The organism is Bacillus sp. JUb11, from assembly GCF_024807925.1.
GTDB classification, from domain to species: Bacteria; Bacillota; Bacilli; order Bacillales; family Bacillaceae; genus Bacillus; species Bacillus altitudinis.
In genome coordinates, this window is the sequence record NZ_JANUEZ010000007.1 from 82,777 (window position 1) to 109,736 (window position 26,960).

General features: G+C 41.2%; 35 protein-coding genes, 1 tRNA gene and 2 riboswitches. Of the genes, 10 read left to right on the top strand and 26 right to left on the bottom strand.

The features are described 5' to 3' along the window. Positions 1–352: 352 nt before the first annotated feature. The 6 genes from M2369_RS14385 to M2369_RS14410 all read right to left on the bottom strand — a co-directional run bounded on the left by M2369_RS14385 (position 353) and on the right by M2369_RS14410 (position 4,805). The gene (locus tag M2369_RS14385) at positions 353–1,642 is read right to left on the bottom strand and encodes a hypothetical protein (RefSeq protein WP_259254745.1); all 1,290 of its coding nucleotides are present in this window, start codon (positions 1,640–1,642) and stop codon (positions 353–355) included. An 82-nt stretch (positions 1,643–1,724) separates the two neighbouring features. Continuing rightward, positions 1,725–1,943: a hypothetical protein gene (locus M2369_RS14390; protein WP_259254746.1), complete on the bottom strand. Its 219-nt coding sequence runs from the start codon at positions 1,941–1,943 to the stop codon at positions 1,725–1,727. Beyond that, positions 1,931–2,176, bottom strand: a complete 246-nt coding sequence (locus tag M2369_RS14395) for a hypothetical protein (RefSeq protein WP_259254747.1) — start codon at positions 2,174–2,176, stop codon at positions 1,931–1,933. The genes M2369_RS14390 and M2369_RS14395 overlap by 13 nt, the downstream gene beginning before the upstream one ends. A 134-nt stretch (positions 2,177–2,310) precedes the next feature. Beyond that, positions 2,311–2,383 (bottom strand) — tRNA-Val (locus tag M2369_RS14400). A 128-nt stretch (positions 2,384–2,511) separates the two neighbouring features. Then, on the bottom strand, positions 2,512–3,690 hold the full coding sequence (gene metC, locus M2369_RS14405) for a cystathionine beta-lyase (protein ID WP_259254748.1): 1,179 nt from the start codon (positions 3,688–3,690) through the stop codon (positions 2,512–2,514). After that, a complete protein-coding gene (locus M2369_RS14410; protein WP_259254749.1) occupies positions 3,687–4,805 on the bottom strand; it encodes a methionine biosynthesis PLP-dependent protein in 1,119 nt (372 codons plus the stop codon). Before M2369_RS14410 ends, metC begins: the two co-directional genes overlap by 4 nt. A 79-nt stretch (positions 4,806–4,884) precedes the next feature. After that, positions 4,885–5,006: riboswitch (SAM riboswitch) on the bottom strand. A 220-nt stretch (positions 5,007–5,226) separates the two neighbouring features. Here M2369_RS14410 and M2369_RS14415 point away from each other — a divergent pair. From M2369_RS14415 to M2369_RS14425, 3 genes are read left to right on the top strand one after another with little or no spacing between them, the layout of a single operon-like run. Next, positions 5,227–5,967 (top strand): esterase family protein, encoded by a 741-nt coding sequence (locus tag M2369_RS14415; protein ID WP_019743058.1) that lies wholly within the window; start codon positions 5,227–5,229, stop codon positions 5,965–5,967. Positions 5,968–6,019: 52 nt separating this feature from the next. Then, positions 6,020–6,535, top strand: coding sequence for a YjcG family protein (locus M2369_RS14420; protein ID WP_024720139.1), 516 nt, complete (start codon positions 6,020–6,022; stop codon positions 6,533–6,535). 6 nt (positions 6,536–6,541) lie between these two features. Further along, positions 6,542–6,976: a GNAT family N-acetyltransferase gene (locus M2369_RS14425; protein WP_008348412.1), complete on the top strand. Its 435-nt coding sequence runs from the start codon at positions 6,542–6,544 to the stop codon at positions 6,974–6,976. Positions 6,977–7,059: 83 nt separating this feature from the next. Here the strand turns inward: M2369_RS14425 and M2369_RS14430 are convergent, their stop codons facing one another. Beyond that, positions 7,060–7,317, bottom strand: a complete 258-nt coding sequence (locus M2369_RS14430; protein WP_008348414.1) for a hypothetical protein — start codon at positions 7,315–7,317, stop codon at positions 7,060–7,062. A 126-nt stretch (positions 7,318–7,443) separates the two neighbouring features. On the opposite strand from M2369_RS14430, the gene M2369_RS14435 reads away from it, so the two are divergent. Next, positions 7,444–9,753: an ATP-dependent helicase gene (locus M2369_RS14435; protein ID WP_259254752.1), complete on the top strand. Its 2,310-nt coding sequence runs from the start codon at positions 7,444–7,446 to the stop codon at positions 9,751–9,753. Positions 9,754–9,769: 16 nt separating this feature from the next. Here M2369_RS14435 and spoVIF read toward each other — a convergent pair whose 3' ends face one another. From spoVIF to M2369_RS14460, 5 genes are all read right to left on the bottom strand, one after another. Beyond that, a complete protein-coding gene (gene spoVIF, locus M2369_RS14440; RefSeq protein ID WP_008348417.1) occupies positions 9,770–10,027 on the bottom strand; it encodes a sporulation-specific transcription regulator SpoVIF in 258 nt (85 codons plus the stop codon). Between the two features lie 136 nt (positions 10,028–10,163). Then, positions 10,164–10,301 (bottom strand): YjcZ family sporulation protein, encoded by a 138-nt coding sequence (locus M2369_RS14445; protein ID WP_008348419.1) that lies wholly within the window; start codon positions 10,299–10,301, stop codon positions 10,164–10,166. Between the two features lie 84 nt (positions 10,302–10,385). Then, positions 10,386–10,607: a hypothetical protein gene (locus M2369_RS14450; RefSeq protein ID WP_008348420.1), complete on the bottom strand. Its 222-nt coding sequence runs from the start codon at positions 10,605–10,607 to the stop codon at positions 10,386–10,388. An 84-nt stretch (positions 10,608–10,691) separates the two neighbouring features. Continuing rightward, positions 10,692–10,820, bottom strand: coding sequence for a hypothetical protein (locus M2369_RS14455; RefSeq protein ID WP_008348422.1), 129 nt, complete (start codon positions 10,818–10,820; stop codon positions 10,692–10,694). A 71-nt stretch (positions 10,821–10,891) separates the two neighbouring features. Further along, positions 10,892–11,242: a DUF1360 domain-containing protein gene (locus M2369_RS14460; protein ID WP_045035236.1), complete on the bottom strand. Its 351-nt coding sequence runs from the start codon at positions 11,240–11,242 to the stop codon at positions 10,892–10,894. A 177-nt stretch (positions 11,243–11,419) separates the two neighbouring features. Here M2369_RS14460 and M2369_RS14465 point away from each other — a divergent pair, with 177 nt between their 5' ends. The 5 genes from M2369_RS14465 (at position 11,420) to M2369_RS14485 (ending at position 14,055) form a co-directional block, all read left to right on the top strand. Next, positions 11,420–11,806, top strand: coding sequence for a spore coat protein (locus M2369_RS14465; protein ID WP_007498962.1), 387 nt, complete (start codon positions 11,420–11,422; stop codon positions 11,804–11,806). Positions 11,807–11,850: 44 nt separating this feature from the next. Next, positions 11,851–12,186 carry a hypothetical protein gene (locus M2369_RS14470; RefSeq protein WP_035392394.1) on the top strand — a complete coding sequence of 112 codons (336 nt, stop codon included), beginning with the start codon at positions 11,851–11,853 and terminating at the stop codon, positions 12,184–12,186. A gap of 88 nt (positions 12,187–12,274) precedes the next feature. Continuing rightward, positions 12,275–12,760, top strand: a complete 486-nt coding sequence (locus M2369_RS14475) for a spore coat protein (protein WP_008348431.1) — start codon at positions 12,275–12,277, stop codon at positions 12,758–12,760. 147 nt (positions 12,761–12,907) lie between these two features. Next, complete coding sequence (locus tag M2369_RS14480; protein ID WP_008348432.1) at positions 12,908–13,399, top strand: CotY/CotZ family spore coat protein; 492 nt, start codon at positions 12,908–12,910, stop codon at positions 13,397–13,399. Positions 13,400–13,611: 212 nt separating this feature from the next. Continuing rightward, entirely contained in the window at positions 13,612–14,055 is a 444-nt protein-coding gene (locus M2369_RS14485; protein ID WP_008348434.1) for a CotY/CotZ family spore coat protein, read from the top strand. Positions 14,056–14,092: 37 nt separating this feature from the next. Here the strand turns inward: M2369_RS14485 and M2369_RS14490 are convergent, their stop codons facing one another. From M2369_RS14490 to M2369_RS14535, 10 genes are all read right to left on the bottom strand, one after another. After that, positions 14,093–14,668 carry a CotO family spore coat protein gene (locus M2369_RS14490; protein WP_047945549.1) on the bottom strand — a complete coding sequence of 192 codons (576 nt, stop codon included), beginning with the start codon at positions 14,666–14,668 and terminating at the stop codon, positions 14,093–14,095. A gap of 113 nt (positions 14,669–14,781) precedes the next feature. Next, complete coding sequence (gene fabI, locus M2369_RS14495; protein ID WP_003211867.1) at positions 14,782–15,558, bottom strand: enoyl-ACP reductase FabI; 777 nt, start codon at positions 15,556–15,558, stop codon at positions 14,782–14,784. A gap of 149 nt (positions 15,559–15,707) precedes the next feature. Beyond that, on the bottom strand, positions 15,708–16,514 hold the full coding sequence (gene thiD / locus M2369_RS14500; protein WP_039167328.1) for a bifunctional hydroxymethylpyrimidine kinase/phosphomethylpyrimidine kinase: 807 nt from the start codon (positions 16,512–16,514) through the stop codon (positions 15,708–15,710). A 17-nt stretch (positions 16,515–16,531) separates the two neighbouring features. Then, positions 16,532–17,545 (bottom strand): thiazole biosynthesis adenylyltransferase ThiF, encoded by a 1,014-nt coding sequence (locus tag M2369_RS14505; RefSeq protein ID WP_008348440.1) that lies wholly within the window; start codon positions 17,543–17,545, stop codon positions 16,532–16,534. After that, on the bottom strand, positions 17,542–18,309 hold the full coding sequence (locus M2369_RS14510; RefSeq protein ID WP_007498979.1) for a thiazole synthase: 768 nt from the start codon (positions 18,307–18,309) through the stop codon (positions 17,542–17,544). Before M2369_RS14510 ends, M2369_RS14505 begins: the two co-directional genes overlap by 4 nt. A gap of 4 nt (positions 18,310–18,313) precedes the next feature. Beyond that, complete coding sequence (gene thiS, locus M2369_RS14515) at positions 18,314–18,517, bottom strand: sulfur carrier protein ThiS (protein ID WP_008348442.1); 204 nt, start codon at positions 18,515–18,517, stop codon at positions 18,314–18,316. After that, complete coding sequence (gene thiO, locus M2369_RS14520; RefSeq protein ID WP_008348444.1) at positions 18,514–19,626, bottom strand: glycine oxidase ThiO; 1,113 nt, start codon at positions 19,624–19,626, stop codon at positions 18,514–18,516. The genes thiS and thiO overlap by 4 nt, the downstream gene beginning before the upstream one ends. Next, on the bottom strand, positions 19,610–20,227 hold the full coding sequence (gene tenI / locus M2369_RS14525) for a thiazole tautomerase TenI (RefSeq protein ID WP_008348446.1): 618 nt from the start codon (positions 20,225–20,227) through the stop codon (positions 19,610–19,612). The genes thiO and tenI overlap by 17 nt, the downstream gene beginning before the upstream one ends. Further along, positions 20,202–20,912 (bottom strand): thiaminase II, encoded by a 711-nt coding sequence (gene tenA, locus M2369_RS14530; RefSeq protein WP_008348448.1) that lies wholly within the window; start codon positions 20,910–20,912, stop codon positions 20,202–20,204. Before tenA ends, tenI begins: the two co-directional genes overlap by 26 nt. 78 nt (positions 20,913–20,990) lie before the next feature. Beyond that, positions 20,991–21,100: riboswitch (TPP riboswitch) on the bottom strand. A 53-nt stretch (positions 21,101–21,153) separates the two neighbouring features. Beyond that, a complete protein-coding gene (locus tag M2369_RS14535) occupies positions 21,154–23,001 on the bottom strand; it encodes a monovalent cation:proton antiporter family protein (RefSeq protein WP_007498989.1) in 1,848 nt (615 codons plus the stop codon). Between the two features lie 160 nt (positions 23,002–23,161). On the opposite strand from M2369_RS14535, the gene prpE reads away from it, so the two are divergent. Beyond that, positions 23,162–23,905 (top strand): bis(5'-nucleosyl)-tetraphosphatase PrpE, encoded by a 744-nt coding sequence (prpE, locus tag M2369_RS14540; RefSeq protein ID WP_017359667.1) that lies wholly within the window; start codon positions 23,162–23,164, stop codon positions 23,903–23,905. Between the two features lie 40 nt (positions 23,906–23,945). Here the strand turns inward: prpE and M2369_RS14545 are convergent, their stop codons facing one another. The 4 genes from M2369_RS14545 to M2369_RS14560 form a co-directional block, all read right to left on the bottom strand. Further along, positions 23,946–24,839, bottom strand: a complete 894-nt coding sequence (locus tag M2369_RS14545) for an RluA family pseudouridine synthase (protein WP_201268126.1) — start codon at positions 24,837–24,839, stop codon at positions 23,946–23,948. Positions 24,840–24,856: 17 nt separating this feature from the next. Further along, positions 24,857–25,657, bottom strand: a complete 801-nt coding sequence (locus M2369_RS14550) for an NAD kinase (RefSeq protein ID WP_008355343.1) — start codon at positions 25,655–25,657, stop codon at positions 24,857–24,859. Between the two features lie 65 nt (positions 25,658–25,722). Further along, a complete protein-coding gene (gene yjbM, locus M2369_RS14555; RefSeq protein ID WP_008348457.1) occupies positions 25,723–26,352 on the bottom strand; it encodes a GTP diphosphokinase in 630 nt (209 codons plus the stop codon). Between the two features lie 33 nt (positions 26,353–26,385). Beyond that, positions 26,386–26,751, bottom strand: a complete 366-nt coding sequence (locus M2369_RS14560) for a UPF0738 family protein (RefSeq protein ID WP_008348459.1) — start codon at positions 26,749–26,751, stop codon at positions 26,386–26,388. Positions 26,752–26,960 lie beyond the last annotated feature (209 nt).

A 26,960-nucleotide genomic window follows, 5' to 3' on the forward strand; every position in this document is an offset into this window, starting at 1 on the left:
GGTCTTTTTTAATTACCATCATTTACATATAAACCCCCTCCTCTATTTTTCTTATTATTAATTTTAGAAATTGAATTAGAGGTGTTTTATTGTGGTCAGAACTAATAGAGGAAATTGGAAAGAAATCTTTGAGTATGCAAAAAAGAATACACTAAAGACACACCTAATGTACAAATATAAAAAAGTCATGAAAAAGAACCCCAAAATTATAGGGTTCTTTTTCTCACATTCCTGGTCTAACATCATTTAAAGAAACTTTCATATTAATCCCTCCCCTACTCTCTTCAACATACTTCTTTTATTTAAAATTTAAAAATCTAGCGGGCAATATATTTCTCACCAATAAACTTAATCATTTTAAAATTAATGTGAGAATTACTCCAATTAAAGAAGCGATTAAAGAACCAGAAGCTAAATATATTACCAAATTTTCTTTTTGAATAGAGTAAGCCATTCTAATATGATCTAAAGATTCAGAGTAAATGATGTTATATTTCTCTGTATACTTACCACTCACAAAATACAATGGTGTTTCTTCACCATTTATATAAGCTTTCCACTCTTTAACTAGTACACTGGACTCACTATAATTTCCAAGTAGCTTGTTATCATTTAATGATCTCATTTTATTAATAAGCCACTTGTAATCTCTATATTTAATTCTTTTCGAAGTATTCAAAAAGTACTTGTTAATTATTTCATTGATCTCATGACGTTCAATATTTTCAAATAAGAAATAATAAAAATCCATTCGATAAGTTGCAAACAATCCTAATATATTTATAGGTGAAAATAAGTAATTATTTGAATAATAAAAATCCAATTTGAGGCCTTCTGTTCTAATTAAATCAACTAACATAAAGTTTCGGTCAATCTTAATAGTTTGAAATAGAAATACATTTTTAAATGTTTCATCATTGAGATGTTTTTCTGAAAAGTTTATAGCATTATACTGAGGTAAAGTATATTTCCTCCCTAAATTTAAGTTTAATAAATCTGCTAACTTAGCCTGTAAAGCTGTGCCTCTGAGATTTAGAATTGAATTATGAATAAATTCAAATTGTTTTAATTCAACATGTTTGTCAATATCAAAATAACCTAAAAACCATTTATCATTTAACGATTTTTTGTTATCTTTAATAAATTCATTCCAATTATCACTATTCATGATTTTCTTAAAATTAATACAAAATTCTACAACAACTTCATTGTTGTTTATTTGAGTAAATGCAAGAGTTACTTTATCTACAAATAAATCATTCTTAAAAGTTACTACTCCTATATTGGATATGCTCGTATAATCATACTGCATTTTTAAATAATTTAATTCTCTTTTTTTCTTATAATTCAAAAACAGCTCTACAGCGTATTCACATCTATTTAAATTTCCAATACCTCTAATTAACTTATTCAACTCAGTGTTATCATAAACGTCATAGAATTGAACTTTACTAATATGAACAAACTCTTCGTTTTTTAACTGCTGGTTTTTCTTTTTAATAAATTCTAAATATTCTTCGTTGTTGTCGACAATTGAGAAGAGCTTATTTAAAAATTTTGTTTGCAACTTGGTTATTTTTTTCTTTTTGAGCATCTTGAGCAAACTATTACCTCTTTCTGAATAAAAAATCTTTAATTTCAATTATCTCTCAACCCATTGGAAAAAACAAACAAAAAAGATTTATAGATTAAGTTCTATAAACCTTTTAAAAAATTCCACACATTTACTTTACTCCATTTACAATTCGCCCTAGAACTTTTTCAGCCCCTTTTTCATCAGCGACCATTTTATCGATGTACATATTCACTGAATAATTGTTGGTAACATTCATGGACTCTGACACTTCAAATCCTGGAACAGAAAGTATAGGGATAGCTACTGAAGAAGCAACATTGTTAAACATACTTCGTATTGACTCGTAGCTCTTTGCTATTGCTCCCATACTATTATATCTTCTATCTTTGATTCTCTAAGCAGCTCTACAGCTTTAAGCATGTTAACTGAGTCTTGTTTATTGGGGACAATTTCTCCATCATCTACTACAGCTAAAGCTCCTTGAACTGGTACTTTACCAACTAATCCACCAGTCTTAAAACGAGCGATTTTTTGTCCTGTTGTATTACCCTTAACGACAACACCAAGAGCATTTGAAGCCTCTTTCCAACAGATAGCCAATCAAATTGACCACATATTAAATTGACCACACTGTACTTTTCAGTGTGGTTTTTATTTGCTAATTATACCTTTCAGAAATACAAAAGCCATTCTCGATTATCTCAAGAATGGCTCTGTATCAACGTCTTTTCATATGATTCCGACTGGGCTCGAACCAGCGACCTCTACCCTGTCAAGGTAGCGCTCTCCCAGCTGAGCTACGGAATCGGGTTATGTATCAGTTCTGGGCTTTCTGTTACTGACAGTCTCTATTATATAACCATCATGATCAGTCGTCAATGGTTTTGTTCAAAAAAGGCACAAAGCCGGTATCCATACCGGCTTTTCACTGACTTTTATGATTGGTTCACAAGGACGGGCTTTAGTTGATCTAGTGCTTGTTTGAAGTCCCTTTTGAGGTCTTCTCCGTTTTCTACGCCCACACTTAATCGAAGTAAACCATCCGTGATGCCTCTTTTTTCTCTTTCTTCTTTTGGCATAGCGGCATGGGACATTTTGGCCGGATAGGAAAGAATGGATTCGACTGCTCCGAGGCTGACGGCGAATACAGGTAATGTGACGCCATCGACCAATTCTTTGACAGCCGCTTGGTTTTCTAGTTCAAATGAAAGAACAGCACCTGCACCGCTCGCCTGCTTCCGCTGAATGTCTGCCCCTGGGTGATCATCTAATCCTGGGTAATATACTTTTTTGACCGCAGGATGTTCTTTGAGGAATGAAGCCAGTTCTAATGCGGTTTGACTGGCTTTTTCTAATCTGACTTGAAGGGTCTTTAATCCTCTAAGCACAAGCCAGCAATCCTGTACGCCAAGTACCGCCCCGAAGGAGTTTTGCAGCGAATAAAGTTCGTCTCCTAGCTTCTCATCTTTCACCACGGCTAAGCCTGACAGTACATCACTGTGGCCGCTTAAAAATTTCGTTGCGCTGTGCAGCACAACGTCAACACCAAGGTCCAGCGGACGCTGAAGCGCAGGCGTTAAAAACGTATTATCTAAGAAAGTCAGACAGTCATGTTCTTTCGCAATCTGTACGACACCTTCAATATCCGTAATACCGAGTGTAGGGTTTGACGGTGTTTCCATGTAAATGACTTTTGTATTTGATTGAATGCCTTGTTTCACTTCATTCAAATTGGTCATGTCCACAAAGGTATGCTCAATCCCAAATCTTGAAAGAACTTGGGTGATCATTCGGAAAGTCCCGCCGTACACATCTCTTGTGACAAGAACGTGATCTCCTTTTGATAACAGAAGAAAAGCGGTTGAAATGGCTGCCATACCTGACGCAAAGGCAAGCCCTCTCGTTCCTCCTTCTAGCGCTGCAATGGTATCCTCCAATGCCTGACGTGTAGGGGTGCCTGATCTGGAGTAGTCATATTGACCAAAGTCATCGAAGTTGCTTTGGTGAAACGTCGATGCATGTTGAATCGGTACACTGACTGCACCTGTTGAACGGTCTGTTTTAAACGCATTATGAACGAGTTGTGTTTCTAATGTCCAATCGTGTGTGGTCATTTCGTGTGTACCTCCTCTTTCACATTTGATAGTGCCTGTTTCAGGTCTGCTTTTAGGTCCTCCACATGCTCAATCCCGACTGAGAAACGGAGCAATTTGTTACACACACCGTTTGCGATGCGAATCTCTTCTGGGATGTCCATATGGGTTTGCGTTGCAGGATACGTAATGAAGCTTTCGACTCCGCCAAGGCTTTCAGCAAAACAAATCGTTTTCAGCTGCTTCAAAAATGGATTGATCCAGTCCTCTTTGGCTACTCGGAATGACAGCATGCCTCCCTTGCCTGGGTAAAGGACATCTTGAATTTCCGGCTGCTGCTTTAGAAAGTCAGCTAATTCCTTCGCATTTGCCTCGTGCTGGCGCATTCTCAGCGCCAATGTTTTCATTCCTCTCATTAAAAGCCATGAGTCAAATGGAGATAAAACCGCCCCAATGGCGTTTTGATGCTGGAACATGTCTTCCGATAGCTTCTCTCCTTTTGTGACGACAAGTCCGGCAAGAACATCGTTATGCCCGCCTAAATATTTGGTTGCACTATGAATGACAATGTCCGCTCCGAGTGTAATCGGTTTTTGCAAGACGGGCGTATAAAAGGTGTTATCCACAATGACCAATGCACCGTGTTCTTTTGCGATTTTCGCAACCTGTTGAATATCCGCTTCCTGCATGAGTGGGTTTGTTGGCGTTTCAATAAAGACGGCTTTTGTATTTGGCGTCATTTTAGAGCGTAAACAGTCTTCATCTGAAAAATCATCATAAACAAAGCGCAGTCCGTACTTTTTCCATTCGTTTTCAAATAGACGGTATGTACCGCCATATAAATCTGATGAAACAATGAGTTCATCCCCGCTCTCAAACAGCGCCATGATCGTTTGGATGGCAGCCATTCCCGAACTGAAGGCAAAACCGGCCGTTCCTTCTTCGAGTGAAGCAATCGCATCTTCTACAAGCTGCCTTGTTGGGTTTTTCGTCCGAATATAATCAAATCCTGTTGATTCCCCAATGCCTCTATGTCTGTAAGCTGTTGAAAGATAAACGGGAGGACTGACAGTACCAGTCACCTCTTCGCTGCGGTTTCCAATTTGCGCTAACTTCGTTTCCACATGTTCTGTCATTTGACACCATCCTAAGTAAAAATCTAATTTCAAAACAGAAAAACCCCTTCTTCATAAGAAGAAGGGGTTTAATCGCTTCCTCTTATCTTCCAAGCAAAAAAGCTGCTTGCTGGATTTAGCACCTTGGTACATCACATGAAGTGATGCATACCGGTTGCTGAGGTTTCAAAGGGCCAGTCCCTCCACCTCTCACGATAAGAATGTGTTGTCTGTCTGTTCTAATTCTTAATACTGTAACGCATTAAACCTCATTTTTCAAGGGGAAATGTAACGATTAATTAAAATTTTCTGTATTTTGCACTAGATTGAATGTTAGCCAATTTGATTGCATGTTAGCATATAGGAACAACGCTGTTTTTCGTGTTACAATGAATGGAAACGTTTCACTTATGATGAATTTGGTTAGCTGGAGGAATGGATTATGGTGAAGAAAACAGGCATCATTCAAGAAGAAACCTTACAGTCAAAAGAACTTGGGGCAGATATGACCATTTTGATTTATTTGCCAGTCAATTACTCCCCCCTTTATACATATCATGTCATCATTGCACAAGATGGTCATGATTATTTCCGTCTAGGTAAAATAGGCAGACAAGCGGAAGAATTAATGCAAAACAAAGAAATGGAACGCTCGATTATCATTGGTGTCCCATATGAAAATGTTACTGAAAGACGAAATACGTATCATCCAGACGGACCAAAGTTCGAGGCGTATAAACGCTTTTTGGCAAATGAACTAGTTCCGTATATTGATGAACACTATCCAACGTATCAAGTTGGATCAGGTCGTACATTTATTGGTGATTCATTAGGTGCTACGATCTCACTTATGACAGCCATTGATTATCCTTCGTTATTTGGCGGACTGATTTTGCAGTCTCCTTACGTGGATGAGTCGGTTCTGCAAGCAGTCAAACAGTCATCATCCCTTGCTCATTATGCCATTATCCATCAAATCGGGTTAGAAGAAACAGCTGTGAAAACGACAGATGGGCAAGTGCTAGACTTTATTCAGCCGAACGAAGAATTAAAGGTCCTTTTGGAGAAGTCCGGTGCGGATTATTTATTTGAGACATTCGAAGGCGATCATAAATGGACGTTTTGGCAGCCGCTCATTTCACCTTCGTTAAAAAGAATGCTCCCATATTCGTTAATCAACTGAATTTTGTTATAATAAAAAATAATAAATACTTTCTTAATCAGGAGGGAACATGATGAAATACGGAGTTGTTTTATTTCCATCAAAAAAATTGCAAGACATTGCGAACTCTTATCGGAAACGTTATGATCCGAACTATGCACTCATACCACCTCATTTAACATTAAGAACACCTTTTGAATTAACGGATCTAGAAGCAGCTGAGGTCGTCTCCACCTTGCGAGAGTACGCAAAAAATGCTTCTCCTATTACGTTACGTATTAAAAAATTCAGTTCATTCGCTCCTGTAAACAACGTGATTTATATGAAAGTAGAACCGAACGAAGAATTAATGACTCTCAATGAGAAGTTGTACACTGATCCGCTTGCTGGTACACCTGAATATGCATTTGTTCCGCATGTGACAGTGGCTCAAAAGTTATCAGACGATGAGCATTCAGACGTTCTAGGCACATTGAAGCTGAGAAAAATTGACCACGAGGAAACGGTTGACCGCTTCCACCTTTTATATCAATTAGAGAACGGTTCTTGGACCGTTTATGAAACATTTATCTTAGGAGAAGAGGGTTAAAGACATTTGAATACAGTCATCGTAAAAGAACAAACACAACGAGAAGATGCTTATTATGTTCGAAAAGAAGTTTTCGTAAAAGAACAAGAAGTCCCGTTAGAGATCGAAATTGATGAACTTGAGGACGAAGCCATTCACTTTGTCATTTATAATGATGACAACAAACCACAAGCTGCTGCTAGACTGCGCATAATTGAAGGTCATAAGGCAAAGCTTGAACGAATTTGTGTATTAAAAGAGGCGCGCTCTTTCGGTCTTGGCCACCAGCTTTTAGAAGCACTTGAGTCTGAAGCGATGGCAAACGGAGCGAAAGAAGCTGTCATGCATGCACAAGTCCAAGCTCTTCCTTTCTACGAAAAGAAAGGCTACAAAGCCGTTTCAGAACCGTTTGAAGAAGCAGGGATTACACATGTCAAAATGACAAAAACACTATCCGTTTAACGAAAATAAAAAGCCAGGGCATCATGGATGCCCTGGCTTTTTATTGATTCCATCTCGTTCGCTCAGGAAGAAAGCGCAGTCATTTAGACGTAAGTATTGATATGAACGCCCTTACCTTCTTCCATAAACATATCTCGTACAAAGCGTTCCCGCTTTTTTTGCTGTACTTTCGTTTCCGCTTCTGTCACTAAGTCCTCTTTTTTCTCCAGCTCTCTGTATACCTTGTCATGAAAGGTGCGGGTGACCTTCGTCACTTTCGCATAGTCTTCTTTATCCTGAGGAGCAGGACGATTGATATATTGAAAATACAGATCCGGCTGAATCGGGGCTATATATCCCATCAAGAACGCCTCCTTTGCTTCTCTTCTACTCTACTATTCCCTAATTATGACTGTTTGAAACACGCCTCATTTGATATGATTAGATGTGTTTCTTTTTAAGATTGATTGACTATTGGAGGACTAGCTTTGAAATGCGCACGACGACATGATCGAACGATCTCATTACATACATATTCGAGAGAACACTATCAATTCCTCCATGATGAGGGGAAAAAAGGGCATTTATCTTGCCCATATTGCGGACAACCCGTCTTTTTTAGATTAAATATACATGAAGAACCTGCCTTTATCCATAAGCAAATATCTCAGCAAGAGATTTGCGAAAAAAGAGAACAACAAGAGGAAAAGAAACCGGCTGAACGAGAGGAACATGCATCCTACAAAGAGCTTGGCGGCTTTCGCTTTCCAACCGGCAAACAGATCAGCTCACAAACAGAAGAATCGGATGACTGGCAGGAACCACGATCCATTCAATTTGGCGAAACCTTTCATTTAGAAAAGAATGAAGAAGTGCATACCATTGACCTCTTTCCACACATCACCTTTAGCGCACCGCAGCTTCAAGCAGTCACACACAAAGACGGTCCGATGCTTGTGCTAGCTGGCGCCGGCAGCGGGAAAACAAGGGTACTGACAGCAAGAGCTGCTTATCTGATGTCGCACCATCAAATCCCCGCTCACCATATCCTGCTCGTGACCTTCACCACAAAAGCAAGCAGTGAAATGAAAGAAAGACTGCGTATGCAGTATCAGCTTCATCCTTCACAGGCGAGCCAAGTTGTGACAGGCACATTCCACAGTTTATTTTATAAAATGCTGCTTCACGATGATCGGGGCAAATGGAACGGACAGCATTTGATTAAATTCGACTGGCAAAAAGAGCAGTATATTCGCAAAGCGATCATGAATGAAGGACTTGATGAAAAAGACTATCCAACCGATCAAGTGCTGCAATCAATCGGCTATTGGAAAAATGCTTTTTTACCAAACGAACTTCCTGAGCTGAAAGATGAAAAGGAAAAGCAAATGTGGACAATCTATCAGTCATACGAACAGCAAAAGCGTGAAAATCAACAATTTGACTTTGATGACATGGCGATTGCCTGTTTACACATGCTGAATAAGCAGCCTGAATTGCTCAAACAATATCAAGAACGATTCAAGTATATTTTAGTAGATGAATTTCAAGATATTAATCCCGTACAATATCAATTAATCCAGCTTCTAGCTGGAGAATCCGAGCAGCTATTTTGTGTAGGCGATGATGATCAAGCCATCTATGCATTTAGAGGAAGCAACCCTGCTTTTATTCTTGACTTCAAACAGGACTATCCTTCGGCTGAGATCGTCCATTTACATGCAAATTACCGCTCTCATCATACGATTGTCGCAAGTGCTGACGCCATTATTAAGAAGAATCAGCATCGTTACGAGAAAACGTTAAAAGCCGTACGCGTGGAGGAAATTCCGCCGACTCTTTTTTATCCATATGACGAGGAAGAGGAAGCGACCATGATCGTAGCAGATATTCAGGAGAAAATTAAAAACGGTGCAAAACCGAATGACTTTTGCGTGCTGTTTAGAACGAATACAGGAGGCCGTGCGATTTATGAACGTCTTCATCAATCGGCGATTCCGTATCAAACCGATGCTGGCGTAAAAGCCTTTTATAGCAGAAGAATTGTTCGGGTGCTGCTCGCTTTTCTTTCGCTAAGTCAGGATGCAGATGATGTCGCCGCAATGAAGCTGCTGCTGCCCGTTTTCTTTTTAAAGCAGCAAACACTGAATACCCTGAAGGCGCTGACCATTACGGAAGATTGTTCTATGGTAGAGGCACTTGGAAAGCTAACAGACATTCAGCCGTTTCAGCGCAAAAAACTACAATCGATCGTTCCCCTGTTTCGAACGTTAAAATCGTTAAAGCCATCTGAAGCTGTAGCGTTTATTGAACAAAGGATGGGACTTGGTGATTATTTAAAAAAACGCGTGAATGATACGAATGTGCTTGAAAAAGGAACAGATGATGTACGGGATGTGAAAACAGCGGCGAAACGTTTTGAAACAATTGAAGCCTTCCTCGCTCATGCCGAACATATGAAATCTGCTGAAAAGGAAAAATCAGATGAACCAGGCGTTCAGCTCATGACGATCCACCGTGCGAAGGGACTAGAATTCCAAACAGTGTACATCACGAGCGTGGTTGATGGGGCGCTCCCTCATGACTTTGCACTTGATGAGCTGAGAAGCGGTGATGAAGAAGCCATTGAAGAGGAGCGGCGCTTATTATACGTTGCCATGACGAGAGCAGAACAATCCCTTTATCTATCCGTTCCATCATATAGAAGAGGAAAAACTGCTCACCGCTCCCGCTTTTTGTACCCCCTTTTAAAGAAAAATCGTGAATTATTCACACAAAAACAACAGGCCCCCCTTTAAATGGAGAGCCTGTTGTTTATTTTTTGTTGTTCATCATTTTAGCGATTGTATTAAAATCAAGCTTTTCTTTTCCACTTGTAATCGATTGAACGATTTTGTCTTCCATTTCTTTAGGTACACGTTTGTTTGCAAGCTGCGCTACTTTTTTAATGACACCTCGAACGGTATTCTCATCTTTAAAGTTCGCGTTTTGCAAAGAACCTGCAAGCTTAAAGACATCATTCATATTTACACCTGTTTTATTTTCCACACTTTTAAAGAACTTATTATCCATTCCTTTGCCTCCTCTTTGTGGAGTAATCACCTTACTATATGAAAATAGGCGAGATATGTGCCTATCCTGCTGCCTTGTTAGCAAAGAGAAAGGAAAGCAAAAGGCTTCCCTATTGCTTCCCTCACCTTCTTACTGTTTAGTTAAAGAAAGAAGCACCAACGATGATTAGAAGGATGAAAAGCACGACGACAAGAACAAAAGTTGAACCATAACCGCCGCCGTAGCCGCCACCATAACCTCCGCAATAACCGCCACCGTAACCGTAACAACTCATATATAAGCACCTCCTCTTCTCCCTTACAAAATATGAAAAATACATGAAATGGTTTGGACGATCACATAAAAAAGTGCGGAATTTTTATTTCTGCTGTTTAAAGACGTAATCTGCCTCTCCATGACGGATCATGAATGCTTCTGTTTCTTTCGCAAAAGTATCCATTTTCTCGCCAAATGCTTTTAAGTGCTCTTCAAGATCCTTCGCTTTATTCGCTAGATCCATTTCAGCTTTTTCGTGCGCTTGCTCTTTCCCATCATGGGGTTTAGTGAACAAGGAACCGATTAATTGTTCGAATGCATCCATTCTGGTCACCCCTTCTCTCTTACATATGCATCACCCAAAAAAAGGGCAACAAAAAAACCGGATAAATCCGGCTTTTGTTTTTCCCTATTGAGGTTTCTTTTTCTTCCCACAGCCGCAGCCCGTCTTCTTGATTTTCTTCGTATATACAGATTGTTGATTTGACTGCGCTGGATACCCTTGAAGCATATGTGACGGTGTTTCAGTTGGTTTCATCGCAACCCTTCCTTTCCTATTCCATGTTAGTATATGCATTTTCTTTAAGCGTGTCTGATCAGAATGCCTGTTTATTTCACAAGCTTCGACACGACTGCTTCAATCAAGCCTGCTGCGGCGGCAATCGCTAATAGTAAATTAAGCCACATGCTGATGACAGGAAAAAATATGTATATCAGTAATAAAGCAGCAGTGCACCATATACCCGTACACCAATAACAGCTTAACAGCTCTCCTATCCAAGATCGCAGTCCCTTCCCCTTAATGACGATATAGGTCTCGACTTCACCTTGTTCGTTTACCTCTTCTTGCTCTTCATGAAATAGACGGCGAAAGGGGGCTGTAATCGTATCAAACACGATCAATCTCGTCAGCCTAAAGGATGCGAGGGCAAATATAGCAAATGACAAAGCGCCGCTCATGGAACCTCCACCTCCTTCATTCTTCTTTTTCCGTCCTTTCTTTATATATGCAAAAAGAAAGACCACCATGATGAATCGGGTGCAAATAAAATTGGGTTGTACTTTTTCATGCTTTCCGATTCCACCTTGAGCCTCTGCTGCATTAAATAATGTATAGATAAGAAAGGAGTGAAAGTATTGTCTATTGAAGAAAGTGCTGATTTATTATACACACAACTGTTAAACGAATTAATCAGCAATTATGATGATTTCATCGAGATCAAGGATTCCGAAAATGTCACGATTCATAAAACAGATGTAACAGCCGCACTCTCCCTTCAAGCGACCGTAACGACAATCATTACTCTTTTAATTCAAATTCTTGTACCAGATGATGAATTGGCTGCAGACATCACAGAACAGCTTTTAGCTGCACAACAAGTGACAGTTCAAAAGAAAACAGTGATTCAAATCATCAATTGTTATAACGTCACGATTACATTATCTGATGCATCCATTATGAACTCCGTACAAATTCTCACTCAAACACTGAATGTACTTTTAGTTGAAGCCGGCATTCTTTGACCCTTTCTTTTTCTAACATCACGTATGAAAGAGGTGAAATAATCGTGGCTGAAGAGAACGAAAAAAAGGAGTTTCAAATCAACACTGATGTTGATCCATTAACAAGCCTTCTTGTGAGTGATATTTTAAACAAAAATAATGTCACAGATGATCAGAAAGCAAACCTTTCAGAAGATCAAAGAAGGATGATTTTGAAGCTGGTTCAGGATTTACAAAAGAAAGCAGATGATTTCGTACAGCAGCAGCAGGAGAAAAAGCGTCAGGCAGAGGCAGCAAAACATGCAGAAGAGGTCGAGCCTGAACCACAAGTGCGCCCTAAACGAAATTCACTTCGAGAACGTATCCAGCAGCGTCGTCAAGCGCAGCAAAATAACGATTAAATAAAAATGGGTTGCCTGCTAGGATAAATGCCCGAGACAAAACCAATCATTCCAGCATTTAATAAAGTAAACGGAAGGAGGAAAAGAAATGGATTCTAAACCATACTCTTGGGTCGCTCTAGATCGCAACTGTACACACCACGGCGATTACCATCATAACTACGAAAGAAAAGCAGTTTGTGACGGCCACTATTATGATGATGAAGATGTTTTACAAGACTTTGATCAAGTGAGTGTAACAAAGCAGACATCTGAGGAAGTCATTATCGTTAGAGATTCTTGTGACATTAACGTCTCTTCTGTTGATGCACAGGTTGCAGCATCTATCCAAGCAGCTGTTCAAACAGCGATCATCACCATTACAAACATCTCAATCGCTGATGGTGACCTAGCTGACCGCGTCACGCAAGATCTATTGCAAGCAGCTAGCCACAAACAAACAAATCGCCAGAAACTTGTCATCGAAAACTCTAGAAACGTTACAGTCTCTACAATCGATGCAGACATCTCTATTGCCATCCAAACGCTTACACAGACACTTGTTGCGACGATCGTTGCAATTGGTATCCTCTAATGTACAAAAGCAGAGCGAAAAGCTCTGCTTTTCCTTTTTCTAAAAATACAACAAAGATAAATAGTCATTTACCCACACCAACTAGAGGGCGCATACATATGTTGTTAAGGACTAAAGTCAAATACCTTGTTAAAGGAGCTGAAATCCATGAGCTGCGGAAAACACCATGGCCGACATGATGAAAACTGTGTATGCGATGCGGTTGATAAGATTTTAGCAGAGCAGGAAGCTGTAGAAGATAAATGTCCTACGAGCTGCTACAGTAATTTATTAAGCCCGACAGTTTCTGGAAAAGATACGATTCCGTTTTTACTTTTTGATAAAAAGGGCGGATTGTTCTCTACTTTCGGAAACATTGGAGGATTTGTTGACGATTGCCAATGCTTCGAATCCATTTTCTTCCGGGTTGAAAAATTGCATGACTGCTGTGCCACATTATCTGTATTAAGACCTGTTGATGTACACGGACATACGCTAAGCGTTTGTCACCCTTGCGATCCTGACTTCTTTGGTTTAGAAAAAGCGGACTTTTGTATCGAAGTTGATTTGAACTGTTTCTGCGCGATCCAATGTTTAAATCCAGAACTTGTCGACAGAGTCATGCCAACAAAAGATAAAAAGCATCATCACCACGGCTAAACCAATCGCCCGCTCATCTAACTTGTCATAAGTCAAAGCATCCCCTTCCTCACGAATGACAACCAATCATGCGGAGCAGTCAGCAAAAGGCGGCCGCTTCCGCATTGATTGACATTAGATGCATCAACCGGCGAGACACGTAATAAAGCTTATAGATGATGATGACAGTGCTCAAACACTCAAACAAATTTCCTTGTATAGGAGGGTTGAATATGAGCCGCAAACATTCATGGAACTGTGTAGCAGAGGCTGTTGAAAACATAAACGACTTACAAAATGCCGTCGAAGAGGATTGCCCAACCAGCTGTTACAGCAATCTCCTTTCTCCATCACATTCATTAGGTGACACTGTCCCGTTTGTTCTATTTACCTCAAAATCAAAACCATTCGTCGCATTCGGAAACGTCGGAGAAGTAGATGCTGGCCCTTGCTTCAGCACTGCATTTTTCAGAGTCGAACACATCTCTGATCACTGCGCAACACTCAGCTTGCTTATTGCATTTGACAAAGATCGTCATATTTTAGATTTTACAGATAAAGATTCCGTATGTGATGTGTTCCGTTTAGAAAAATCAAAATATTGCATTGAAGTAGACCTTGACTGCTTCTGCGCAATCGAGTGCTTAAATCCAAGACTCATCAACCGTAGCTGCTAACAAAAAAAGTCCCGTTATGGGACTTTTTTTATGTTCATTAAAAACCAAGTGGATGAATAGAAGAAATATCACCAATCGCTAATTCCACTGGGTTACCACCGCCTGCCGTGCGGATGACGACCATATTGTCTTTTCTCTCCATGATGATTCCTCTGTATGTTTTTCCATCGGCTTCAATGAGGCAAAGCGCTCTCGGCATATTATGCGGCAGACTTGTAAGAAAATCGACTTTCTCCTCGATATTCATTTGGCTTAACGGCTTCTTCACTCGTTTTCTTCTTGGTTCTTCTTTTGTTTCATGAAATACGCCTTCTGGCTGTTTTTCTTGTTCTTGTACTGGCTCTCGATTTTGTGAATTATCTTTTTCTTGATTGATCTCCCGCTCTTGCTGTAGCGCAGGCGGCTCTTCTTTTTTCTGCTTTACTTCCTGTGATACAGGTTCTTGCACGCTTTCTTCGATTGCATCCTCTTTGGCGCTTTTTTTGGTTTCTGAAGGTTTTTCTGACTTCTTGCGCTTCCTCACAATATTTTGCATGGCCGGCGCTGATTCATCATAGCTCGGCTGAACAATATACATAAGCGGCTTTTGATTCTCATCACCTTTATTTGACATACTGATCCCTCCCGAATGATTCATTCCTTATATATATGAAAGGACACCCCAAATCAGAAGAAAAATAAAAAACAGCATACCAGTGATTGGTATGCTGCAAATCATTTATTCGTTTAGCGGGCAATGATATGGAAGCCAGAATCAACATGAAGATTCTCACCTGTCATGCCGCGGGATAAATCACTGAATAAGAATAGTGCTGTATCGCCAACTTCTTCAGGAGTCGTTGTACGGCGAAGCGGTGCACGCTCTTCAATATCCTTCAGGATCGTATTAAAGCCGCTGATTCCTTTTGCAGATAACGTACGAATTGGACCAGCAGAAATGCTGTTCACACGGATGCCTTCCGCTCCAAGATCAGCTGCTAAGTATTTCACACTTGCTTCAAGGGCTGCTTTTGCTACACCCATGACATTGTAGTTAGAGACAACGCGCTCTCCGCCTAGGTAAGTAAGTGTGACAATGCTTCCGCCTTCTGTCATGAGCGGACGTGCTGCTTTTGCTACAGCTGTTAGTGAATAGGCACTAATGTTGTGCGCTAAAAGGAAACCTTCACGGTTCGTGTTCAAATATTCACCGACAAGCTCTTCTTTGTTCGCAAATGCAATCGCATGTGCAACACCATGGATGACTTGTACTTTTTCTTTAATCGTTGCAAAACATTTTTCGATTTCTTCATCACTTGTCACATCACAAGGAAGAATAATGGAATCATCACGCTCTAGCGTGCTTGCTAGCTCTTTCACTGATTCTGCCAGACGATCTCCAACATAAGTAAAAATCAAACGAGCTCCTGCTTCGTGAAGTGAACGAGCAATTCCCCAAGCGATGCTTCGTTTATTGGCAACACCCATCACCACAATATTACGGCCTTCTAAAGAAAAGTTCATATGTATTAAAGCCTCCTATTTTTTCAAGACATAGTATTAGTACCTGATCATAATCTTATCACAAATCATGAGATATTGACAATTTCCTCTGAAAGAAAGTTTTTATTTCAGAAAAAAGACCGCCCTCACAAGTGAAGACAGTCTTCTTTTTATGCTTTGACTCTGTTTTGCTGATAAGCAAAGTGGTTAGTCGGTCCGTGCCCAGCGCCAATATTTAGAGGAAATTTGATCGCCTCATGGACAAAGGTTTCTGCCGTTTCAAAGGCTTCCTTCATGGAACGACCTTTTGCTATTTCTGCCGTTAATGCCGCTGCAAATGTACAGCCTGTTCCGTGTGTATGTGGTGTATCAATATGTTCATTACTGAGTTCAAAAAAGCTTTTTCCATCGTACAAAAGATCTGTAATGAGGCCGTCTGAAGGGCTATGACCTCCTTTGATCACAACATAGGACGTGCCAAGCTCATAAAGTCGTTCTGCTGCTCTATGGCGATCGTCTTTTGTCTGAATGTGCATGCCTGTCAGCACTTCTGCCTCAGGGAGATTCGGTGTGACTGCATAACTGACAGGTAGTAACTGTGTTTTCATAGCAGAGACCGCATCTTCATTTAATAAAGAAGCGCCTCCTTTAGCAATCATGACTGGATCGACAATTAGTTTCAAGTCATATTGCTTCGTCTTTTCAGCAACGACACTGATCATGTCGGCACTCCACAGCATCCCTGTTTTAGCGGCATCTGGCAACAAGTCTTCTGCTACTGCATCAATTTGACTTTCGAGCGCCTCGATAGACAGTGGATAAATACCGTGAACACCAAGTGTGTTTTGAGCTGTAATGGCCGTAATGGCGGACATTCCGTACACACCAAGCTCCTGAAAGGTTTTCAAATCTGCTTGAATACCTGCTCCACCACCAGAATCAGTACCTGCGATGGTTAATGCTTTTTTAATCGTCATGTCATCTCACCCTCTCATTAGCCAATCCATTGATGATAAATCGTTCTCGCTTTCGCAATATCATTTGTCCCATGTACAAGCGCTCTGCCATCTTTGAATAAAACGAGCTTGTACTCATCCTTCTGACACGAAAGCAAATAAGGATTTTCCAGCACATCCATTCCTGCTTTCTTTAGCTGACGGGCTACTTCATGCAGCGCCGGGGGTGCCCCTAGTGCACTGCGAATTTGTACGGTATTTCGTCCACATAATACATCTGCTTTTGCTCTTTGATCATATGAGAGAAATGGATATGTCTTAAGACCGCAGCTTGGACATTGTTTCTTTTTTAAAGACGTAACGGATCGAATATCAGATCGCTCGTTTGTCCATAAATCAAACGATCTTAATACCGGCGTGATGTGGTATCCTGTTAAAAGCTTCAGTGCATCCGCCACTTGATAGGCCGCAACCTGTTGCACAACTGGACTAATAATTCCTGCTGTATCACATGTCATGCCTTGTGCAGGTAAATGCTCAAGCAGGCAGTGTAAACACGGGGTTTCACCAGGAATCACTGTGAATTGAATACCATAGCTTGCTACACAGGCTCCATAAAGGAACGGAATTTGATGTTTGACGGCCGCATCGTTCGCAATCATTCTCACCTCAAAATTATCCGCTGCATCCACGATGATGGATGCCCCGCTGACGTACTCATCAATATTTTGAGCGGTCACGTCAAGGACGATTCCTCTCACGTGAACATCACTGTTCACCTGCTTGAGTCTTTTCTCAGCAGCCACAGCCTTTGGCAGCCGATCAAGAACATCTTGTTCTGTGTATAGCTGCTGACGCTGCAGGTTGCTCCATTCAATATAATCTCTATCCAAAATGGTGACAGATCCTACGCCGGCACGGACAAGCATTTCAGCACTCGCTGTTCCAAGTGCCCCAGCCCCAATAATGACGGCCTTTGAGACATGTAGCCGTTTTTGTCCTTCTGTTCCAATCGGCCTAAAAAGCTCTTGGCGTGAATAACGTGTGCTCAAAATGCTGGCATTCCTTCCTGCGGACTGCTGGCTGTTCCATAGTTTTTGAGTGGAATACGGCCTGCCTCGAACCCGAGTCTTCCAGATTCAATCGCCAGCTTCATCGCTTTAGCCATTTTCACAGGGTCCTTTGCGCCAGACACGGCTGTATTCAGTAATACAGCATCAGCGCCCAATTCCATCGCATAAGCAGCATCCTTCGGAGAACCTACACCCGCATCAATAATAACTGGCACCTTTGCCTGTTCGATAATAAACGATAGATTCAGAGGGTTTAAAAGCCCTTGACCTGATCCAATTGGAGAAGCACCTGGCATAATGGCATGGACACCAAGTTCTTCTAATTTCCTTGCCAACACCACATCATCTGACGTATATGGCAGCACGATAAAACCTTCTTCTAATAACATTTCAGATGCTTTTAACGTTTCGACTGGATCTGGCAGAAGAGACCTTGAACAGCCAATGACTTCTACTTTGATCATGTCACACAGTCCAGAAGCTTTCGCTAAACGGGCAATCCGCACCGCTTCTTCCGCTGTACTTGCCCCGGCAGTATTTGGCAGCAATGTATAGGCTGATAAATCGAGCTGCTCTAAAAAATTAGGCTGTGATGGTTCAAATATGTTCATTCTTCGCACAGCAAAGGTCAAAATTTCAGCTTCTGATACGTTGACCGCCTCTTTTTGAACTTCAAATGATGGATACTTTCCTGTCCCTAGTAATAGTCTTGATGTAAATGTTTTTCCGCCAATGCGCAGCATGGTGTCATCCTCCTCCTACAAAGTGAACGATTTCAATCGTGTCATTTGATTGAATTTTTACCTGTTGATAGGCTTCTTTATCTATAATTTCTTGGTTCTTTTCAACGATCACCACTCGGTTTTCAAGTTGATAGGCTGATAGCAGATCAAAAATCGTGCCATTTTCCTTATCGAAATCAACCATTCTTCCATTCAATTGAATTTTCATACGAACAGTGCCTCCTTTCGCCCAATACGAAACGCATGAAGCCATTCCTTGTGAACAGACTCGCCCGCTATTAAGCCGCGAATGATTTCCCCCGTAATTGGCGCAAGTAAAATGCCATTTCGGTAATGTCCCGTTGCAAAAAGAATACGCTCGTCTTCTGGATGTTTTCCAATATAGGGGTGCCGGTCGCTTGTCGCTGGCCGAAGACCTGCCCAGCATTGATCAATCGGCATCTCTCGAATAGAAGGCATGAGCTGAGATGCTTTGTGAATAACTGCTTCAATACCGCCAAGTGTCGGAACGGCCTGCCAGTCATTCGGTTTCATCGTTGCACCAATCACTAGCTTACCGCTATCCCTTTGAACGATATAACAATGATCATGATAGATGGTGTGTGCAAGCGCTGGACCGTTATTCCAAACAGACACGCATTCTCCTTTTACAGGATAGAGAGAGTGTGATAACCCCAGTTCTTCTAAAAAACGGCCTGACCATACACCACTTGCTACAGTCAGATGATCACATGTGAAGATGCCTTTAGCTGTACTGACTGTCAATGTTTCTTTTCCCCTCTTCACATCGATAACGGGGGTAAACTCCTTCACATCCGCTCCGTGCCGAACAGCCGCCTGCCAAAAAGCCCTGCATACCGCATATGGCTCGACATGTACATCATCTGCTATCAATCCTGCTCCTACGATGTTATCTGCTATTTGAGGCATACGTTCTTTTACGCTGCTTGCTTCAAGCCATTCAAATGTGGGCAAATGCTGCATCCGGCAAAGAGCTCGCTTTTCTTGTTCTGTAAAAGCCACCTTCATAATCCCGCCCACTGATGTCCGAATATCAATGCCCGATTCATGCTGAAGGTCGACCGTTAATTTTTCATATAAAGCCTGACTTTGTCTGCCTACTTGAAAGAAAATATCTTCATCACCTTCTCCTTCAGCGTGAGCACCCAGCATGCCAGCAGCCGCACTCGTCGTTTGCTTCCCGATCTCATTTGCCTCAAATAAGACAATCTGCTTTCCTGCTTTTGCAAGGTGATAAGCGATCGACATCCCTATGATTCCACCACCAATGATTGCAACATCATAATGCTTGTTCATAAGGATTCTCCTTTCGCTTTTTAGAAAATGTTTGCGCCATTTTGCGCGGCTGAGGATGAGCAAAAATTCCCGACATGACGGCTATTCCCTTTAAATCAACATGCATCAATTCTGGCAGTCGTTCTGGTGTGATTCCACCAATGACAACGACTGGAATGGACAGCGTAGAAGTCATGTTTTCCACAATCTTTATGCCTCTCGCCTGTAGTCCGGGTTTGCATGCGGTATCATACACATGCCCAAACATGACATACTCTGCCCCGTTCTTCTCTGCTGCTTTGGCTTCTTCTATCGAATGAACCGATACCCCCGCATGGAGATGAGGAAATTTTTGTCTTAATTCCTTTGGCGAAAAGCTGTGTCCTGGAAGATGAACCCGGTGAATATTGGTCAGCAGCGCAACGTCAACTCGGTCATTTATAATCAGCTTTTCTTTCGGAACACCTTCTGCTAGGAGTTGTTTCACGAGGTGAACCAGCTCACCTGCTGCCTTCGATCGTTCACGAATATGAATAAAGTCTACTTCAGACGCAATGTCTTTTATTTGCTTGATGAGCTTCCTGACAGGAAGCGTATCATTTGTCACTGCATGGAGTTCCATTTGCACCAACCCCATCTAAGCATGCTGTTTGCCACATTTCTTTTTCATACGCCATCTCCCAGAAATGGTATTCGTAATAGCTCGAAATCACGAAATTTTCTTTCATATTAGCCCGCACATGTTCTGGCGCTTTTTCTGCAAGTTCATCAAAACGGTTCACCTGTTCAAAAACAAGCTCTTTAAACCAATCCCCGCCATATGTCAAAATCCATTCTTGATAGATCGGATGGTCAGGCGTTGTTTGTTTCAGTTTTTCTCCTACCTCATAATAAAGCCAGTAGCACGGCAATAATGCGGCTAAAATTTCTTCAAAACGACCGCTTTTCACAGATCGGTACATATGCGAGGTATATGCATAAGCAGTTGGAGAAGGTTTAAAGTTTGCCAGCGCTTCATCAGAGATCTGGAGCAGTTCTGTGAACTTTCTATGCAGTGATAGCTCTGCTTCATACGTACCCTGCGCATGATATGCCATTCTGCCTGTCGTATGTAAGTCCTCACTAATAGCGGCTCCATACGACTGTACTTTTGCAAAATGAGTTAAATAGTACGAATCCTGCATCACATAATAAGTGAAACGATCGAGTGTAAGTGTGCCATCACCAATCCCTTTCACAAAAGGGTGTGTAAAGCTCCCATTCCACCATCTAGCTGCTGCTTCTTTACATTCGTTCGAAAATGTCATGTTCCTCTCCTCCTGTTTTTCCATATAAAAAAACCACTTTCCGCGTGGAAAGTGGTTTGGAATTTGTAAAAAGCATAGTCAAACACCGCACCACTTCCCTACGCAGGTATGAACCTGTTCAGGTAATGAGGGTCTAAAAGTCTACACTTTTATCTCAGCCCTTTTAAAGGACTCCCCTAGTGGATCAAACATATATTGTTGTACCTCTATCTTAATCAGGATTTGTTCATCGGTCAAGGGTTCATTGCAACTCTAATTGGGCTCTAAGTCCTGCCACATACTCCCGGGAGCCAGACACAAGCACGCGGTCACCGCTTCTAAGCGTCGTATCCCCATGCGGTACTAAGCTGTCAATTCCTCTAAAAATACGGACAAACACCAAATCGCCGGTAAAAGGAAATTCCCTCAGCATGACATTATGATACCGATGATTGTTCATTTGAATTTGATACAAAGAAGAATCCTCATTTGTTAACAAGCGAATCGCATCAGGTGCTTCAATCAATGCCCTCAGCACCGTTTTAGATGATAAGAAGTTAGAAAAGGTATCGATCCCTGCTTCCTTTAAAGTCAGCTCGGCTTCCGCTTTGTTAACACTTGCAATGACTTGTTTAGACCCTTCTTCTTTTGCAAATAAAGCAATTTCCTTATTTTTCGTTTCACTGCCTGTAGCTACAACGAGCACATCCTCTTGCCCGATGCCAGCCTGCCTGAGCGTATCATCGTCATATTGTTCAATCGCTTCAACTTCAAAGATGGAGTCAGCAAGCAAGGCTTCTTTATTTTCCTGAAAGACGTGTAAAATACGGATGTCATATTCATCCTGATGCAAATCAAGCGTCACAGGTAACGTCAGCTGATTTGCTCCAATAAACGTCACACGCTTTTTATGATTGGTTTCACGTTCTTGTTTAAATAACGCCTTAAACCAAACAGGCGTTAAAACACTCGTGAGCACAGCGACTAGAATAAGGGCTCCTGACATTTTATGATCAATGACACCAAGCCGCTCACCAATCGTTGCAGCAGCAATAACTAGGGATAACGTCGAGGTTAATAAAAAACCAGAACCAATGACTTTTTTCATGTCATACCATTTTTTTAAATAAAGAATCGGAACGAGTTTACTAAGCAATAATGCGATAAACAGCAGCGGAATCATGATCATGATGGTTGGATCTTTAAAGAGTGACCATATATTCAGGTCCACACCGACCATCACAAAAAAGATCGGAATTAAAAATCCATAGCCAAACGAGTCCAGCTGCTGTACGAGCTCTTTATTAGGCGAAAGAAGAGACACAAGCACACCTGCTAAAAAAGCCCCAAGAATATTTTCAGCACCGAGTGATTCAGATAAGGCAACTAAGACTATAATGAGAGTAAAGATGGCTCTTGTCCCAATTTGCACCGTTCCTTTTGACATGGACTGAAAAATGGACTTTGTCTTAAATACCCGGCCAAATAAATAAAGAAGAATACCTGCCGCAAATAATAATAAGAGCAACCACATGTTCCCTGTTCCATCGCCATAAATGGAGGAAAACACAGCAAGTAAAATCATTGTCACCAAATCAGCAATGACGGCTACAAGCAAAATGATTTGACCAATATTCGTCTGCATCAACTTTTCCTCTTTTAAGGTAGGAACCACCACACCCAATGAGATGGTGGAAATAATAAGCGTCATTAAAAAGGCATTTTGAATAAATCCTGCAAGGACAAACGCATAAGACAGGATAAAGGACATACAAAATACCCCAACAAAAATAATGGTCGCTGTTTTAAATGTATTCGGTTCTTTTAAACCATTTGGTAGTTCTCGCGCTTTCTTCTTTGATTCAAAAGAAGAAAAATCTATTTCAAGTCCACTTAAAAACATAAGAAAAATAAAACCTAGCATGGATAACGTATCTAGCCATGCGTCGTGTTCAACAACTAGTTGAAGACCGCTTTTTCCAATGATGAGCCCCATGATGATTTCAGCGACAACGACCGGGATGGTCAGCTTAAATCGGTGCAATAAAATGGGGGTGAAAAAGGCTACAATAATAACGACAACGAGTGATGAAACAGATGTATGCTCCATTGGCTAAAGCCTCCTAACATTCATGTTTAATTTTTAAGTTTTACGTTAAAGCATTGATTCTAACAATTGCGCAAATGAAATGAAAGCCATTCGTTATATTTTCTAAAATTCAAACTTCTTTATATCCGATCAATGGATGAAAAAATCAGGAGGAACCTTTATGAAATTCGATATCATCGGCGATATCCACGGCTGCTACGAAGAGCTGCTTACCCTCATACACAAACTAGGATACGAACTCAAACATGGACTACCTGTCCACCCTGATAAGAGAACACTGGCCCTTGTTGGTGATTTAACAGACCGCGGCCCTCGATCAGTTGCCGTCATGCAATTTGTCATACACGCCTATTCTAAGGGCGCAATCCGCTATGTGCCTGGTAACCATTGTTTTAAGCTGTATCGCTATTTGAAAGGAAATCCCGTAAAATTACTGCATGGCATTGAAACAACGGTGAACGAAATCAAAAACCTGCCGCATGATGAACAAACCATTTTATCACGTGAATTTAAACATTTATTTGAAAAGGCACCGCTTTATGATGTACTGATTCCGAATGAACTGATCATTGCACACGCAGCGATGAAGGAAAAGGATATTGGCAAAAAACCGAACAAACAGATGAGGTCTTATCTATTATTTGGAGCAGTCACCGGAGAAACATGGCCAGACGGTCGACCTGTCAGGAAGGACTGGGCAAAGGAATATCACGGAAAACCATGGATTGTGTACGGGCATACACCCGTAAAAGAACCAAGATTTATCGGTAGAACGGTTAACATTGATACAGGCTGCGTCTTTGGCCACAAGCTCTCTGCCCTTAGATATCCAGAGCTTGAGACCGTATCTGTTCCTTCATCTATGCCATATGACGATTCAAGATTTCAGCATTTCACGCAATAAAAAACCCGGTCCACCATGACAGGTGACCGGGTTTACTTGTTTACTGAAGCAATAATGTCATATCATCCGGCAAAGGAGCCGAAAAGGTCATGGACTCCCCTGTTATCGGATGCGGAAAAACAAGGGTTTCACTATGAAGTGCCTGCCTGCCTATTCTCTCGCTTGTTCCACCATATAGCGTATCTCCAACAAGCGGATGACCAAGGAATTGCATGTGAACACGAATTTGATGAGTTCTTCCCGTTTCAAGGGTAAGGGACACATCAGACATATCTAAATGAGTATGTACCGCCCGCACCGTATAATGTGTTACGGCTTCCTGACCAGATTCATCCACCATTCGTTCAATAATGCTGTCCTCTTTTCGAGCAATTTTTGCTCTAATTGTTCCTTCCTTTTGCGTGATCATGCCATGTGTAATGGCTCTATACGTTCGCTTGACTTCCCCTTTTTTCTGCGCCTTTGATAAAAGGCTGTGTGCAAAGCGATGTTTAGCGACTAACATGACACCAGAAGTATCACGATCAAGACGGTTCACCAAGTGGACAGTCAGCCGAACGGACTGCTCAGCATAATGGTGAAGCACCCCATTTGCAATACTATGCTCAGGGTGCTCTCGAGAAGGAATCGATGGGATATACGGCTTTTTATTCAGCACAAGCACGTGCTCGTCCTCAAATAAAATATCAAGCGGAATGGCCGCAGGTTTTAGCCCTTCACTCACTTTTTCCTCGGGGAATAAAATGGTGAGCCTGTCTCCCTCGCGTAGCTCATATCTCACGGTTACATGCTCTCCATTAATCAGAAGGTCACCGCCATCAAATTTAATATCTGTCAGCATTCGTTTTGAAATGCCAAGATCGATTAAATAGTCCTTCAGCAGCCTGCCTTCTTCTTTGGCTGATATGGTTTTGTTTATCTTAAAGTATTCCAGCGAGAACAACCTCTTTCTTATTCTCCTTTGCCGATAAAGGAATCTTGCACCCTTTTCCAAAACGGAAATGGTCTAAATCGGGCAAACCGGACATTCTCGTCTGCCACTCGGCATTGAATGGATTTCACATCTTTATGCAGCAGCGACAAATGATCTATCGTCACCTGAAAATCCACATCATTAATCGGTTTGATCACACACGTATGGTGGTCGGGCAAAATGAGCGGCGAACCGACCGTTCTAAACACTCTGTTGTTGATTGAAGCCATTTCTGCCAGCTGGATCGCCCTAATGGATGGGTGAATAATAGCCCCGCCAAGTGCCTTATTATAGGCTGTACTGCCAGATGGTGTAGACAAACAAAGACCATCTCCTCTGAATGTTTCAAAAAGCTGACCCCTAATCTCAACATCTGCCACAAGTGTACCTTCCATACTTTTAATCGTACATTCATTCATTGCTAAATATTTTTCTTCCCTGCCCCCATCGTTGTACCTGACGATGACTTCAAGAATCGGATATTCCACAATGTGATAAGGCGTTTTGGCAATGGCTAACACAAGCTTTTCTATTTCACTCGGGACCCAGTCCGCATAAAAACCAAGATGGCCTGTATGTACGCCGACAAAAGCGGTTTCGTTCAGACGGTTGCTATACCGGTGAAAAGCGTATAAAAGGGTTCCGTCTCCGCCAACTGTAATGACGAGATCGGGTTCCTCTTCATTTAATTCCATTCCAAAATCCAATAAGTAGGTCTGTATTTTATTTTTAAGTGTGTCAGATACAGAATTCCCTTTCGAAGAAACTGCAAATTTCATGAATTCTTCTCCTTTTCCACCTTGCTGCGACGAGAAAGCAGCATCATATTTGATCAAGCTTAGGCTCAGCTATCGTTTTTCTTTTTCCGGGAAAATGCCACTTGCGCTTCTTGAATTTCCCCTCTGATTTCAGACATCTCATCATCAAGAAGAGATGCTGCCTCAGAAGCTCTTTGAAGGCGCTGCTTGACCTTCTCCGGGATATTCCCGCTATATTTATAATTCAGAGAATGCTCGATGGTCGCCCAAAAGTTCATGGCTAATGTACGGATTTGGATTTCGACGAGGAGCTGCTTCTCTCCATTGATCGTTTGCAGCGGATATAACACAACAAGGTGGTACGAGCGGTATCCGCTTTCTTTATGTTCTGCAATATAGTCGCGTTTATCTACAACCACGAAATCTTTTCGTGACTGGAGCATTTTCTTGACGACTTGTATATCTTCTACAAATTGGCACATAATGCGAAGCCCTGCAATATCCTGCATCGTTTCAATCTCATGCATCGGGATGTTTTTACGCTTTGCCTTTTCCAATATGCTGGCAACGGGTTTCACTCGGCCAGTGACAAATTCTACTGGTGAATGGTCATCCTCAAATTCATACAGTTTTCGAATGCCTTTTAGTTTCACTTTTAATTCTTCGACTGCTTGCTTATATGGTGCGAGGAATTGATCCCATTGTTTTTTGTCCATGAAACTTCCCCCAATTCCAAATACCTAATTATTTCAGAGGAATGTGCTCTTCACTTTCTCTTCCATATCTCCGTAATTGGCATTGTCTTTAATATTGTCGATTAAATAGTTTAATTCCTGATGAAGTTGAATGAGTTCTAGTGTTTGCTCTTCCGCCGCCAAATAGACAGGGATTTCACGATTCATTGCTTCTTTTAATGGAGCCCATGTATGTTCTCCTAAAATAAGATACGTAAAAGACTCCTCAGTCTCAAGTATGTAAACGAACGCAAAGTGATCAGAATCAACAAGCATTTGTCCTGATGCTTTTGCTTTTTGAATTTGCTCATCTGACTGGACCGTCAAGATCAGCCTGTCTTCTTTTAAAGTTGCTTCTGTGATTTCAATTCTGTTTTGCATCATGATCTCCTTTACAACAAAGTACAGCTTTATTTTATCATATCAAGTTCAATATTGATAAACCGAACTTTTTGAGAAAATTTGATTTCTCCATTTCATTGTTCATTTTGCCTCATTTAGCATCTATATACGTCTCTTTTTAAGGAATAAATAAGAAAAAAAGAAGCTTTTCATGTACAATAATCATATTTCCTCTAAATGAAAGGTTG

Coding starts and splice junctions, on each gene's coding strand:
- M2369_RS14560 (WP_008348459.1), bottom strand. CDS start 26,751: ATGCAAAACAGAATTGAAATCACAGAAGCAACTTTAAAAGAAGACAGG.
- thiO (WP_008348444.1), bottom strand. CDS start 19,626: ATGAACAAGCATTATGATGTTGCAATCATTGGTGGTGGAATCATAGGG.
- M2369_RS14450 (WP_008348420.1), bottom strand. CDS start 10,607: ATGGATGCATTCGAACAATTAATCGGTTCCTTGTTCACTAAACCCCAT.
- M2369_RS14475 (WP_008348431.1), top strand. CDS start 12,275: ATGGATTCTAAACCATACTCTTGGGTCGCTCTAGATCGCAACTGTACA.
- M2369_RS14480 (WP_008348432.1), top strand. CDS start 12,908: ATGAGCTGCGGAAAACACCATGGCCGACATGATGAAAACTGTGTATGC.
- M2369_RS14485 (WP_008348434.1), top strand. CDS start 13,612: ATGAGCCGCAAACATTCATGGAACTGTGTAGCAGAGGCTGTTGAAAAC.
- M2369_RS14490 (WP_047945549.1), bottom strand. CDS start 14,668: ATGTCAAATAAAGGTGATGAGAATCAAAAGCCGCTTATGTATATTGTT.
- spoVIF (WP_008348417.1), bottom strand. CDS start 10,027: ATGGATAATAAGTTCTTTAAAAGTGTGGAAAATAAAACAGGTGTAAAT.
- M2369_RS14510 (WP_007498979.1), bottom strand. CDS start 18,309: ATGCTGCGCATTGGCGGAAAAACATTTACATCAAGACTATTACTAGGG.
- tenA (WP_008348448.1), bottom strand. CDS start 20,912: ATGACATTTTCGAACGAATGTAAAGAAGCAGCAGCTAGATGGTGGAAT.
- M2369_RS14455 (WP_008348422.1), bottom strand. CDS start 10,820: ATGAAACCAACTGAAACACCGTCACATATGCTTCAAGGGTATCCAGCG.
- M2369_RS14415 (WP_019743058.1), top strand. CDS start 5,227: ATGGTGAAGAAAACAGGCATCATTCAAGAAGAAACCTTACAGTCAAAA.
- M2369_RS14550 (WP_008355343.1), bottom strand. CDS start 25,657: ATGAAATTTGCAGTTTCTTCGAAAGGGAATTCTGTATCTGACACACTT.
- thiD (WP_039167328.1), bottom strand. CDS start 16,514: ATGACGATTAAAAAAGCATTAACCATCGCAGGTACTGATTCTGGTGGT.
- M2369_RS14410 (WP_259254749.1), bottom strand. CDS start 4,805: ATGACAGAACATGTGGAAACGAAGTTAGCGCAAATTGGAAACCGCAGC.
- M2369_RS14390 (WP_259254746.1), bottom strand. CDS start 1,943: ATGGGAGCAATAGCAAAGAGCTACGAGTCAATACGAAGTATGTTTAAC.
- M2369_RS14445 (WP_008348419.1), bottom strand. CDS start 10,301: ATGAGTTGTTACGGTTACGGTGGCGGTTATTGCGGAGGTTATGGTGGC.
- M2369_RS14430 (WP_008348414.1), bottom strand. CDS start 7,317: ATGGGATATATAGCCCCGATTCAGCCGGATCTGTATTTTCAATATATC.
- fabI (WP_003211867.1), bottom strand. CDS start 15,558: ATGAACTTTTCTTTAGAAGGCCGTAATATTGTGGTGATGGGTGTTGCC.
- prpE (WP_017359667.1), top strand. CDS start 23,162: ATGAAATTCGATATCATCGGCGATATCCACGGCTGCTACGAAGAGCTG.
- metC (WP_259254748.1), bottom strand. CDS start 3,690: ATGACCACACACGATTGGACATTAGAAACACAACTCGTTCATAATGCG.
- yjbM (WP_008348457.1), bottom strand. CDS start 26,352: ATGGACAAAAAACAATGGGATCAATTCCTCGCACCATATAAGCAAGCA.
- M2369_RS14420 (WP_024720139.1), top strand. CDS start 6,020: ATGAAATACGGAGTTGTTTTATTTCCATCAAAAAAATTGCAAGACATT.
- M2369_RS14460 (WP_045035236.1), bottom strand. CDS start 11,242: ATGAGCGGCGCTTTGTCATTTGCTATATTTGCCCTCGCATCCTTTAGG.
- tenI (WP_008348446.1), bottom strand. CDS start 20,227: ATGGAACTCCATGCAGTGACAAATGATACGCTTCCTGTCAGGAAGCTC.
- thiS (WP_008348442.1), bottom strand. CDS start 18,517: ATGAAAATTCAATTGAATGGAAGAATGGTTGATTTCGATAAGGAAAAT.
- M2369_RS14535 (WP_007498989.1), bottom strand. CDS start 23,001: ATGGAGCATACATCTGTTTCATCACTCGTTGTCGTTATTATTGTAGCC.